This window comes from Flavobacterium sp. Sd200 (assembly GCF_009826935.1).
GTDB lineage: Bacteria > Bacteroidota > Bacteroidia > Flavobacteriales > Flavobacteriaceae > Flavobacterium.
Window position 1 is genome coordinate 739,849 of sequence record NZ_WUMN01000001.1, and the last position, 12,718, is coordinate 752,566.

Consider the following 12,718-nt stretch of genomic DNA (forward strand, 5'->3'; position numbering starts at 1 on the left):
AACAAAATGAAAGTTACTTATGTAATTGCAGCAGCACTAATGCTTTCGCTTAATGCTTATGCACAAAAAGATGAACTTAAGGCACTTAAAAAATTAAATGATAAGGGGGCGGCTACGCAAACTTATACACCCGAATTTAAAACGCTTCTCGACAAAGCTGAGCCACTTATGGCTAATGCTACTAACGAGCAAAAAGCTGATTTTTACTTTTATAAAGCTCAGTATGCTATTGGTGAAGCCAAGAAAAACCCAGCGGGTGCATTAACTATACTTCCTGCAGCTATAGAAGATTACAATAAAGTTGTTGAAATAGAAAAAGCGGGTAAACAAAACCGTACTAAAGAGATACAGGAGCAAATTTTTCCTGCTGTAAAAGACCAGCTTTTAAATGCGGCCGCTACAATTGTAAACGAAAAGAAATTTAAAGAAGCAGGACAATTGTATGACTTAGCTTATAAGCTTGATACAAAAGATGCTTCTATGCTTTACAATTCTGCGGCTATGGCAGTTAATGGGCAGGATTATGATACAGCTCTTAGAAACTATCTTGAACTGGATAAAATTGGTTTTACAGGTGTTACTACTTTATATTCAGCTAAAAACAAATCTAACGGTCAGGTAGAGACCTTCCCTAATAAGGCTACTATGGATATTTCTGTTAAGAACGGATTATATTCTGATCCTAAAGTAGAAACAACACCATCATTAAGAGGGGATATTGTAAAAAATATTGCGCTTATCTATTCTCAAAAAGGTGAGATAGAAAAAGCAAAAGAGGCTATGAGCAATGCAAGAAAGGCTAATCCTGAAGACAGCAGCCTTATTATTGCTGAAGCTGAGCTTTATCTTAAAACAAAAGATATGGCTAGATATAAAGAACTTATTGCAGAGGCAGCGGCTAAAAACCCTAACGATGCTATGTTGTTCTATAATCTTGGAGTAGTGTCAACCGAGGCCGATCCTGCCGGAGCGGAAGCTTATTATAAAAAAGCCCTTGCCATAAACCCTGACTATATTGATGCTTTAGTAGGTATTGGCGGTTTACAACTTACCAGCGAAAAGCAAATTGTAGACGAAATGAATAAACTGGGTACATCTGCTAAAGACAACGCTCGCTATGAGGTGCTAAAAAAGAAAAAAGATGGCCTGTATAATAATGCACTGCCATATTTTGAAAAAGCCCATAAACTTAAGCCGGACGATCAATACATAATATCAGTACTTGCAAGCCTTTATCAGGCACTTGAAAAAAATACTGAATATAAAGCAATGAAAGCTAAGCAAAAGAAAGCTTAATTCTTATCAGTAATTAAAAAGCAAAAGCGCAATTTGATATTTTTCAAATTGCGCTTTTTTTTAGATTATTGTCAAGATATTTTTCAGCAAGATTCTGATGAGAAAATATTGGTGTTTTGAGAGATGAATTGAGAGAGCAATTTAGCATAACTGTTTAATCAAAGCGGTTATACTGCAAAAAGTATAGCTTTAGATCAGCATATGCGACTGATAAATTTGCCTTTAAAAGATTGTATTCTGCGGTAAGCATTTGGTTTTTACTCGATGTAAATGTTATGGCATCTACAAGACCACTGCTAAATTTAGCCTGTGTAGTAGTAAACGATTTTTCGGCAAAAAGGCGGGCTTCTTCAAATTTAGAAGCCAGTATTGTGCTTTGCTCTTTTTTAACCATTTCCTGCTCTATAGTTTGGCGTAGCTTTATCTTTTCCTGCTCAAGCATTACAGTGCTTATTTGCTGTTTTACTTTAGCAAGCTGTACATCGCGGTGTGTTTTAAGCCCGTTGAAAATGGGTACTGAAAGCTGTAATCCTAAGTAGTGGTTTTTATTATCGTTGACCTGTGTCCAAAAAGGGGCAATATCTTGTGTACCAGATTGGTTGAGAGGCAGGTAATAAAAGGATGAATAACTGTAAAAGGCAGAAATTTTTGGCAGGTATTTGTTGCGCCCTATTGCAGTTTCCTTCAGGGCTATGTGTTGGTTTAATTCGGCCGAATGTATCGCCGGAGAAGCCGCAAATGATTTTTCAAGCAACTGTTCTAATCTAATCTCTGTGGGTAATGTAATGGCTGTTATGCTTTGCAATACAATATCGTTTGGCCTATAGATAATAACATTCATCAGTTGGAGCAGTGTCAGTTTTTGATTATATAACAGTTGAGTAGTTTGCAGTAAAGTGCTCTCCTCTTGCGAATAACTCATCTGCATATCATAAAGGTCGCTTTTAGGCCGGCTTCCTATTTCTACTTCCTGTGTAATACGGTTCAGATTGAATTTTGCATTTTCAAACTGAGTAAGCTGTATTTTTAAAAGTTCCTGTGTATAGATAACATTTATGTAGTTGTCCAGCAGCGTAATGGCATATTCTGATGCGGTAGCTTCTTTATCGGCAAGGGCCTTTAGTATGGCAATTTTGTTTCGTCGGGCAGAGGTAAAAATAGTAAAGTCAAGTAAGTTCATACTGGCGTTAAGGCCAAAATTGTCTGTTTGTATGCGGCTGCTTACCCTGTTGTTTGTGGCAGGGTCTATAACCGAACCAAAATTGTAGGCATGTGTACTGTTAAACTCTACTACAGGTAGGTATTCCTTAGCAGCACTGCGGTAGGTTGTTTCGGTACTCAGAATTTCAAGCTGTTTTATCTGGAAGTCCGGGGTGTTCTTAAGTCCGGTGTCCAGGCATTGCTGTAATGTGAGTACCTGTTGAGCCTGTACACTTTGTGCCGAAGCTATAAGTATTGAGATATATAAATAATAAAACCTTTTCATAATACACGGATTAATAACCTGCGGTATTAAAATGCCGCAGGCTATTTAAAAAAACTAACTTCAAATCTATTATTCGTATTTAAGGTACTTCAGTACATCTGCTTTAGTGGCATTATAAGCGCGTCCAAGTACTATTGCCAGTGTAAGTATCATAATGGCAACGAACCCGGCAATGAATGGTACTATGCCAACCTGTATGCGATATGCAAAATTTTCCAGCCATTTGTCTAACAACAGCCATGCCGGCACAAAAGCTATAACAAAGCCTGCAATACAGTAAATAACATATTGTTTTGAGAGTTCACGAAGCAGGGCAGGGGTTTCGGCACCCAGAGTTCGTCTTATGGCTATTTCTTTCATTCGCCTTTGTATGCTGAACGATACAAGCGCGAACAAGCCTAACAGCGCTATAATGATAACCACAATGTTTAATAATGTAAAAAGATTGCGTTGGTATACGTAGCTTTTATAAGCACGTTCAAAATTTTTGTCTACAAAGCCGTAGTTAAAAGGATAATCAGGATCTACATCTTCTGTCCATAATTTTTCCATGCCCGCAAGTGCCTCTTCTGTATACTGTGGATCAATTTTTACATAAATGCTGTGTGCATTTTGCAACATCCAGTTTATGCTCTTGTAATGGAAGAAAGCCATAGGCAATATTTTATCCTGCGGACCGCTAACATGAAAGTCTTTCACTACGCCTATTATTTGCATGCGCAGATCGTTGCCATAATTTATGTACTGGCCAACCGGATTTTTTATGCCCATAAGCTTTATAGCTGTTTCATTGAGCAATACAGCATTAATACTATCTGAAGCATATTTAGGCGACAGGCTTCTTCCTTCCTTGATTTTGAGTTTTAAAATGTCGGTAAGGTTATAATCTACAGCCATGTTTTGAAAGGAAGCCTCTATATTTTTGTAGATAAATCCTGACTGAAAAGAAGAGCCATTGCCCATTGTAAATGTTGCAGCAGATACCTGTTGAACGCCTTTTATGTGCATGAGGCGCTCTTTTATGTTATTATAGCGTGCAGAGATCATATCACGGAATCCCTTTTCTGTAAAATCGTAAGGGTTTCTGAAATAAATATCTACCACTTGGTTGCCGTTAAACCCAAGGTCTTTACCCGCCATGTAGTTAACCTGCTGGTTTACTATATAGGAACCAATAATAAAAAATGAAGCAATGGCAAACTGGGCAATTAGCATCGAGTTGCGTAACCATATACCTTTTTTGCTGCGACCAAAGTTGCCTTTTAGTACTTCAACAGCTTTAAATTTTGCAACATAGTTTGCAGGAAATACGCCTGCTAATATTACCACTACAGCAAAAATTATGATCAGTTCTGCAAAAAAGCGATTGTTAGTTATAACCAGTTTTTTACCTAAAAAACTGTTGTAGTAGGGCAGAGCTATTTCTACGATCATTAGCGCAAAGAGCAGTGCAAAGAGTGTAAGTATAACTGTTTCAAAAATAAATTGGTAAATAATGTTTCTTTTACCTGCGCCAAGAATTTGTCTTACGCCCACTTCTTTAGCCCGTTTTACGGCATTTGCGGTAGCAAGGTTTACATAGTTGGCTACAGACATGACGAGTATGAGTATTGACAAGCCTGCCATGATAAGAAGAAACTGGTAGCTTCCCCTGCCTTCGGGTATATCATTTACTTTAGAATGCAACCTCATGGTTGCAAGCTGTTCTGTCGTTATTCTTACCTTACCATAACGCTTAATATATTCATCTACCGGAATAGCACTTTTTTTAGCACTTTTTACCGTACTGTAATTGTAGTAAAGGTTTTCTATTTTTTGAGCAATTGTAATGCCGTCGTTTGCATTTTTTGCCATAACAAAAAGCCCGAAACTGAAGCTTCCCCAATTGTTCTCGTTTTCTTTAAGCTTAGAGTCTATCATGTTAGTAACGACTTCCGGCATATACAGGCCTTTACCTTCTATTTTATATACACCTTTTACCGTAAATGTTTTACCCGTAAGTTCAACCTGCCTGTTCATAGGATTTTCATTACCAAATAATCTTTTGGCTAAGTTTTCTGAAATGGCTATTGTTGCAGGTGTAAGCGCAGTATCTGCACTTCCCTGTATAAAATGATAAGGGAAAAAATGAAAGAAATTTGCCTGCGCGTCAATTATTTTAGCGGCCATTTCTTTCCTGCCTTTATATTTAATTATATCGCTGTTATACCAGGAATTTATATAACAATATTCGCTTACTTCAGGCACTTCACTTATATGTTTACCCACCGGTGCTGCCGAAGACCCCCAAACCATATCTTCACTAAGGTCTGTTACAACAAAATAGGCTTTGTTTTTTACAGGGTTTTGGGCTTCATAACTGTGCTCGTCATCCCAATAGAGTATGGCAAATATCAAACCTGCAATACCTATGCTTAAACCCAATACATTTAGAAAAGTGAAGAATTTATTATGTCTTACCTGATAGATAAATATTTTTAACCAGTTGTTTAGCATAACTATTCGTATTTTAGATATTTAAGCACATTAACCCTTGTGGCCGCAAAAGCCCTTCCCAGTACTACGGCAAGTGTAAGGAGCATTAGTATTATAAAACCAATAATAAAAGGCATTAAGGAAACATCTATCCTGAAAGCAAAATTTTCGAGCCATTTTTCGAGCAGTATCCAGGCAGGCAATGCAGCTATAATAAAGCCCATAATGCAAAATACTATATATTGTATGCTAAGCTGTTTCATGAGCACAATGGTTTCTGCACCAAGAGTTTTGCGAATTGCAATTTCTTTCATGCGACGTTGTATGCTGTATGAGGCAAGTGCAAACAAGCCAAATAATGCAATAGCTATTACCACACCGTTTAACAATGAGAACAGGTTGCGTTGTTTTATATACCCCAAATAGGTGCGGGCATACGTTTTATCTACAAAATCGTAACTGAAGGGGTATTCTGTATCTATTTTCGAAGTCCATAATTTCTCTATATCGGCAATGGCTTGCGGCATGGCCTCAGGCGATATTTTTACATACATTTTCTGGAGGTTATATGACATCCAGTCTATAGTCTTTAAATGAAAGAACGACATTGGCGGAATTTTGTTTTGAGGTCCGGTAAGATGAAAATCTTTTACTACCCCAACTATACGTAGCTTTTTGTCGTTCCAGTCTATTTCCTTGCCTATAGGGTTCTTTTCGTTCATCATTTTGGCAGCTGTTTCGTTTATCATCATGGAATTGATGGTGTCAGACGAAAAAGTATCGTTGATTTCGCGCCCCATTACTATTTTCATTCCCATCATGTTCAGGAATCCAAAATCTGTTGCCATGTTCTGTCCCTGTATATTTTTTCCATTGTAAGTATATCCCGATGAACTTCCGGCATCTGCACCCAATGTGAATGCGCCGCCGGCTACACCCTGTACACCTTTAATTTTCTTTATCTCATCGCGAACAGCCTCATAATGACTATAAAGAATTTTCAGATCATTTTGGGTAGGCTCCACTTTTGGGTTGTGGTATACTATTTCCAGTACCTGCTCTCCATTTAGGCCAAGGTCTTTATTCATCATGAAATTTACCTGTAAGTAAACGATGTAAGAGCCTACAATAAAGAACGAAGCTATGGCAAACTGTACTATCAGCATGCCGTTGCGCAGCCAAATACCGCTTTTACTGCGGCTAAAATTTCCGCGGAGCACCTTTAGCATTTCAAAGTTTGATACATATATTGCGGGCAGTAAACCTGCAGTAACTATAACCGTAATAAATATTAGTATAAGCTGCTGATAAAATTGAGTGCTGTTTAGGGCAAGATCTTTAGAAAGGAAGTCGTTATAAAAAGGTAATGCCAATTCTACGATAACCAGTGCCACTAATATTGCAGTAAAAGCTGTTAGTACAGCCTCAAATAAAAACTGTTTTATAATATTATTTTTACTTGCACCAAGCACTTTTCTAACACCAACTTCTTTAGCACGTTTAATAGCATTGGCGGTGGCAAGATTTACATAGTTTACTATAGACAGCAAAAGTATTAGTACCGATAATCCCACTATAATGAGCAGGAACTGATAATTTCCACGCCCTTCAGGATAGCCTTCTACAATTGAGTGAAGCCTTGCCATAGACAATGGCTCATATATTGTTTTCATAGAGCCATTTTTTTTAAGGTATTCCTCCAGCGAAATGCCCTCTTGCTGTGCAAATTTCTTTGAACGGTTTTCTATAAGTACATTTTCAATTTTCTTTTTTACTATGTCTATTTGTTCCGGGTTTTTTAGCTTTAAAAGTAATCCGAAATTAAAGTTGCCCCATTGGTCTTCGTTGCCTTTAAGGCGTGTTATGCCTATAAGATTTATTACCGCATCGGGCATGTAAGATGATTTACCCTGTATCCTGTACACACTGCGCACAACAAGGCTTCTTCCGGTATATTTAACTTCTTTTCCAACAGGGTCTTCTTTTCCAAAAATATTTTGTGCTGCTTTTTCGCTCAGTGATATACTATTGCTGTCGGGCAGTGGGTTGGTGCCGTTACCTTTTATAATTTCGAAAGGAAAGAAAGAAAAGAAGTTTTTTTGAGTGTCAAGTAGTTCCAGATCTACTTTTTTCTGGCCGTATGCAACAATCTCTTTATCGTAATAATTGTTCAGGTAGCAGTATTCTTCAATTTCAGGTATTTTGTCCATAAACGGTGCCAACGGGTACACGTTATGCGGCCATATCATGTCTTCGCTTATAACACTTATAGATTGAAAAACATTATCCTTATTAGGGTTCCAGCTATTATAAGATTGCTCATCGTTCAAGTAAAGTATGGCAAATATAAGTCCTGAAATTCCCAGGCTCAGCCCCAGTACATTTAGCGCCGAAAAGAAAGCATTAACTCTTAAGTGGTGTAAAAATATTTTTAGCCAGTTTTTAAGCATGTTGTCTGATTATTAGGTATTGATGATTGATGAAGGTTTTAGATAATGATTATTTATCCAGTAATCAGTACATCCACTTTTTTTGTGTTGTGTTTTTCGCTCAAAATTTCACCGTCTTTCATAGTTATGGTTCGCTGGGAAAAAGCAGCATCATGATTAGAGTGTGTTACCATAAGTATAGTGGCACCCGATGCATGCAGATCGGTAAGCAGTTCCATAACCTCATTGCCGTTTTTGCTGTCAAGGTTACCTGTTGGCTCATCGGCAAGTATAATTTTTGGGTCATTAACTAATGCACGTGCCACCGCAACACGTTGCTGCTGCCCTCCGGATAATTGCTGGGGGTAATGTTTAAGCCTGTGCGATATGGCAAGCCTTTCGGCTATGGCCTCTACTTTTTTCTTACGCTCCTGTGATGGAACTTTATTATAAATAAGCGGCAACTCTATATTATCAAAAACCGAAAGCTCATCTATTAGGTTAAAATTCTGGAATACAAAACCAATATTTTCCTTGCGTATTTTGGAGCGTTCGCTTTCGCTAAGTCCGTTAATTTCTTTATCGAGTAGTTTGTAGCTGCCGCCTGTGGCATTGTCCAACAGGCCTGCAATATTAAGTAGGGTAGATTTACCACAGCCGGAAGCCCCCATAATGGTTACAAACTCGCCTTGTTTTATTTCAAGTGATATTTCGTTAAGCGCACGGGTTTCTATTTCTTCGGTGCGGAATACTTTTGTAAGTTTACTGATCTGTATCATAACTAAAATTTTTAGAGTTGATGGTTAGTGATTAATGATGATTTATTTGATTGATGATGAACTCCTTCGTTTTGTTTATATCTTAATGGTCTGTGCACTGGCCTGATGAGAGCCGGCATATTAAAAAGTGATCTTTAATTAATTTAAGTTTAGTATTTTTATTTCTTTATAGTCGGCATAATTACTGGTTACTACTTTATCTCCGGGTTTAAGTCCGCTAAGCACCTCATGATATAACGGGTTTTCCCTCCCCAGTTTTATTTCCCTGTATTCAGCCTTATCACCGTTAACTACAAATATCCATTTACCACCGGTTTCTTCATTAAACCTTCCTCGTGGCAGTACTACTGTTTTTTGTTTTTCACTAAGAATAAGTCTTACACTAAAGCTAAGCCCCTGTTGTACAGTAATAGGTTTATTACTAATAAAATTTAATTCAGCTAAAAATCGCCCGTTTTTAATTTCGGGTACTACTTTGCTTACCACTACATCTATTTCTTTACCCTTATATTCTACTTTTCCTTTTTGGTTTTCGGTTACACGCGGCAGGTAAAATTCATCAATTTCGGCAACCAGTTTGTATCCTTTCATTACGTCAATTTTGCCAATGCTTTCACCGGCCACATAATTTTTTCCTAATATCGGCTCAAAAGAAGTAAGTCTTCCGGCGAGCGGGGCAATTACCAAAAAGTTTTTTTTATTGCTGCGCAATATTTCAAGGCTCTTATACATAGTGGCCTGCGATTGCGAAATTTGATTTATTTGTATGCGGTTGGCCTCTTTTTCGCGCTGTATACTTTGTTGAATAATGTTTTTTCGTTCTTTTTGGAAACGGAAGTTTTCCTGCGTTTTTTCCCATTCGTTCCTGCTCAATATTTCCTGCCTGAACAATTTTTGATTAAGGTCATAAAGGTTTTTGGCATCCTGATAGTCATGATCTATAGCCACAAGATCTTTTGCCATACTCAGTTCCTGATTGCGCAGGTCAAGCTTAGCCTTGTTAAGATTGTTTATCTGTTCTATTATAGAGGTTTCCTGTGTAACATAACTAAGTTCTGTATTTGGATTATACAACTTAGCCAATGACTGGCCTTTTGTAACAAGGTCGCCATTAGCCGCAAATATTTCCTGTATAGACCCACCCTCTATAACATTCAGTAAAATAGAGTTTAAAGGTTCGGTCTTTGCCTGTAACACAATATAATCTTCAAAATAGGCGGTTTCTACAGTTTTAATGGTTATTTCGTTTCTGTTTACATTAAAACTTCTTTTGCTGATAGCTGCTGTTGTAAGAAAATATCCAGCTGCCAAAAAAACAGGAAGGGCAAGCAACAGGTATTTATTTTTTCTATTTTTACGGGTAACTATGGTATCCATTAGGTATTTATTTGGCTTATATAGCAGCAATATTGTGCCAAAATTTAAAAAAATATAAAGTACTGAATATCATTTTTTTTTTAAATCACACCAATAGCAGGGGTGTCCGAAAACGGACACTTTTTGTCCGAAACCGAACACAATATGAAAAAGACTCAGGCAGCTATTTTAGTAATAGACGATCAGGAAGACATTCTTTTCGCCTCTAAGATGGCGCTTAAAAAACATTTTGAAGAAATTTATACGCTTTCGGACCCCAAAAGAGCAATACGATTATTGTCTGAAAAGGCTATAGATGTGGTATTGCTGGATATGAATTACCGCATAGGTTTTGAGGATGGCCGCGAAGGGGTTTACCTGCTTAAAGAAATTAAAGCTTTTGCCCCGCAAACACTCGTGGTGCTTATGACAGCCTTTGGTAAGGTAGAAACTGCCGTAGAAGGATTGAAACTGGGCGCTTTTGATTATATACTAAAACCGTGGGATAACGACAAACTGTTAGAAGTAATTAAAGCTGCTGTAACCGAGAGCCGCAAAGAACGCAGGCAGGCAGCAAAACAATCTGCTGCCGAAAGCTTTTTTATTGGCGAATCGCCTGCTATTAAAAAAGCATATTCCCTCGCCGGAAAAGTAGCGCGTACCGATGCGAATGTTTTAATACTGGGTGAAAACGGTACCGGTAAATATGTAATGGCACACTACATACACCAACAAAGTAATCGTGCAACTGGCTCTTTTATACATGTAGACCTTGGTGCACTGAACGAAAATATTTTTGAAAGTGAATTATTTGGCTATGCCAAAGGAGCTTTTACCGATGCAAAAACTGATACTCCAGGACGTTTTGAACTTGCAGGGGGCGGGACAATTTTTTTAGATGAAATTGGCAATGTGCCTTTACATTTACAGGCAAAACTACTGCAGGTGTTGCAAAGTAAGCAGATAACGAGGTTGGGGGAGGGTAGGCCGCGTCAGCTTGATGTGCGAATTATTACAGCTACTAATATTGACCTGAAAAATGAAGTAACCCAAAAGCATTTCAGAGAGGATCTCTATTATCGTATAAATACTATGGCTATTACATTGCCGCCGCTTAGAGAACGTAAGGAAGATTTACTTTCGTTGGCAAATTTTCTGTTGAATAAAATGGCAGACAAATATGAAAGGGATTTATTGTTATTTGATGATGAGGTAAAGAGCCTGATTATTGAGCAATCCTGGAATGGAAATATAAGAGAGATGGAAAACCGTATAGAGCGTGCTGTAATTTTATGCGATAACAATATTATTACGGTTAACGACCTCGATCTTGACAAGGCAACAGAGCTGGCCCTGCCCGAAGATGCAGCTCTGTCTGATGTAGAAAAAATGGCTATACTGCGTGCACTCCAAAAACAAAATTATAATGTAAGCCGTGCAGCCGAAGAACTTGGGCTATCGCGTGCTGCACTTTACAGGCGTATGGATAAATACGAAATTGGTAAAGCAGACAGGTCATGAAAAAGTTCAGATTATATCAGTTTCTGTTTGTTCGTCTGTTAATAATAATTATTACAGTGGCAGGCGCATTTTTTGCACTTACGCAAGAGCTTTATTATACTACTTTTTTTTGCGGACTTACCTTTATTATGCTTATTGTTGAACTTTTTACCTTTATTAGGGAAACGTTCCTGTTTTATGATAAAACCATAAGCGCTATATTAAATAATGATTTTACGGCTGATTTTACAGTACACAGTTCCTTTGAAAATTACAGAAACCTGATTAAGCTATATACTACTTTGAAGACCAATCAGCACGATCAGGTAACTCAGGATTTAGTGTACCGTTCTATACTCAATAATATAGAAACGGCTGTAGTGATACTAAGGGAAGATGATAACGAATGGGGCATTTTTTTTAGTAACGATTATTTTTCTAAATATTTTGATGTTCCGCACATAAGCAAATGGAAATATCTAAAAAAACACTTACCCGCTTTGTGTGATGTTGTGGAGCAGCATAATTTTCAGGATATGCGCACTTCATTGCAGGTACGTATGGATAACGGAGATAACCAAACCTTTATGTTCCAGACCAGCAGGACAAGTGCCTTTGGCAAGGTGTATTATATGATATTGCTTGATTCTATCCAAAATATAGTTGCTAAAAAAGAAAAAGATGCATGGATAAATCTTATGAAAGTAATTTCTCATGAGTTGATGAACAGTATAACGCCTATACGTTCTTTGTCCCAAAATCTCAGTGAACTTATGCACCAGAAAGAGCTGTCTAATGAAGATATGCACGACATACGCCAGAGTGTTGACACAATGATACAACGAAGCAATCATTTACAGAGTTTTATAGACAGTTACCGTAAACTGGCCATGCTGCCGTCACCCGACAAGAAGCCTGTACTATTAAATACTTTAGTGAACAGCGTATTGCAGCTAATGAAACCTTCTTTTGAAAGCGAATATATAGTTACAGAAAATAATATACCATCTGGTATAACTATTATGGCAGACGTTTTACAGTTAGAACAGGTGTTTATAAATCTGTTAACTAATAGTATTAATGCTTTAAAAAGTAGCGAAAATAAAAAAATACTCATTGAAACCAATGCTAACCCCGATCGTATTTTTATAACTATTACTGATACAGGGCAGGGGATAGATAAGGAAATAGAGGATAAAATTTTCCTCCCGTTTTTTACTACCAGAAAAAACGGTGCAGGTATAGGACTTACATTATCCAAAAATATAATAGAAGCACATGGAGGATACCTTAATTACCAAATGCATGATGGTAAAACCAGTTTCACTATCAGTATTTTAAGGTAGATTCAGTAAATAGATATATATATTATATGATCGTTATCTTTTCTTACTTTA

Annotated in this window: 8 protein-coding genes; 3 read left to right on the plus strand and 5 right to left on the minus strand. The window is 37.4% G+C overall.

From position 1 onward, the window contains the following. Window positions 1–6 precede the first annotated feature (6 nt). Window positions 7–1,296 carry a hypothetical protein gene (locus GR160_RS03480; protein ID WP_160748441.1) on the plus strand — a complete coding sequence of 430 codons (1,290 nt, stop codon included), beginning with the start codon at window positions 7–9 and terminating at the stop codon, window positions 1,294–1,296. Window positions 1,297–1,450: 154 nt separating this feature from the next. On the opposite strand, the gene GR160_RS03485 is transcribed toward GR160_RS03480, so the two are convergent. The 5 genes from GR160_RS03485 to GR160_RS03505 form a co-directional block, all read right to left on the minus strand. Next, complete coding sequence (locus tag GR160_RS03485) at window positions 1,451–2,782, minus strand: TolC family protein (RefSeq protein WP_160748442.1); 1,332 nt, start codon at window positions 2,780–2,782, stop codon at window positions 1,451–1,453. A gap of 69 nt (window positions 2,783–2,851) precedes the next feature. After that, window positions 2,852–5,278, minus strand: coding sequence for an ABC transporter permease (locus GR160_RS03490; RefSeq protein WP_160748443.1), 2,427 nt, complete (start codon window positions 5,276–5,278; stop codon window positions 2,852–2,854). Window positions 5,279–5,280: 2 nt separating this feature from the next. Further along, on the minus strand, window positions 5,281–7,707 hold the full coding sequence (locus GR160_RS03495; protein ID WP_160748444.1) for an ABC transporter permease: 2,427 nt from the start codon (window positions 7,705–7,707) through the stop codon (window positions 5,281–5,283). A gap of 53 nt (window positions 7,708–7,760) precedes the next feature. Then, a complete protein-coding gene (locus tag GR160_RS03500) occupies window positions 7,761–8,465 on the minus strand; it encodes an ABC transporter ATP-binding protein (RefSeq protein ID WP_160748445.1) in 705 nt (234 codons plus the stop codon). A gap of 138 nt (window positions 8,466–8,603) precedes the next feature. Then, window positions 8,604–9,842 (minus strand): efflux RND transporter periplasmic adaptor subunit, encoded by a 1,239-nt coding sequence (locus GR160_RS03505; RefSeq protein WP_160748446.1) that lies wholly within the window; start codon window positions 9,840–9,842, stop codon window positions 8,604–8,606. 144 nt (window positions 9,843–9,986) lie between these two features. Between GR160_RS03505 and GR160_RS03510 the strand changes: the two genes are divergently transcribed. Together GR160_RS03510 and GR160_RS03515 are read left to right on the plus strand one after the other, a co-directional pair. Next, window positions 9,987–11,342 carry a sigma-54 dependent transcriptional regulator gene (locus GR160_RS03510; protein WP_160748447.1) on the plus strand — a complete coding sequence of 452 codons (1,356 nt, stop codon included), beginning with the start codon at window positions 9,987–9,989 and terminating at the stop codon, window positions 11,340–11,342. After that, entirely contained in the window at window positions 11,339–12,667 is a 1,329-nt protein-coding gene (locus GR160_RS03515) for a PAS domain-containing sensor histidine kinase (RefSeq protein WP_202390696.1), read from the plus strand. Before GR160_RS03510 ends, GR160_RS03515 begins: the two co-directional genes overlap by 4 nt. Window positions 12,668–12,718 lie beyond the last annotated feature (51 nt).

Bases quoted from the DNA above. Each gene is read 5' to 3' on its own strand.
- GR160_RS03480 (WP_160748441.1), top strand. From the start codon at position 7: ATGAAAGTTACTTATGTAATTGCAGCAGCACTAATGCTTTCGCTTAAT.
- GR160_RS03485 (WP_160748442.1), bottom strand. From the start codon at position 2,782: ATGAAAAGGTTTTATTATTTATATATCTCAATACTTATAGCTTCGGCA.
- GR160_RS03490 (WP_160748443.1), bottom strand. From the start codon at position 5,278: ATGCTAAACAACTGGTTAAAAATATTTATCTATCAGGTAAGACATAAT.
- GR160_RS03495 (WP_160748444.1), bottom strand. From the start codon at position 7,707: ATGCTTAAAAACTGGCTAAAAATATTTTTACACCACTTAAGAGTTAAT.
- GR160_RS03500 (WP_160748445.1), bottom strand. From the start codon at position 8,465: ATGATACAGATCAGTAAACTTACAAAAGTATTCCGCACCGAAGAAATA.
- GR160_RS03505 (WP_160748446.1), bottom strand. From the start codon at position 9,842: ATGGATACCATAGTTACCCGTAAAAATAGAAAAAATAAATACCTGTTG.
- GR160_RS03510 (WP_160748447.1), top strand. From the start codon at position 9,987: ATGAAAAAGACTCAGGCAGCTATTTTAGTAATAGACGATCAGGAAGAC.
- GR160_RS03515 (WP_202390696.1), top strand. From the start codon at position 11,339: ATGAAAAAGTTCAGATTATATCAGTTTCTGTTTGTTCGTCTGTTAATA.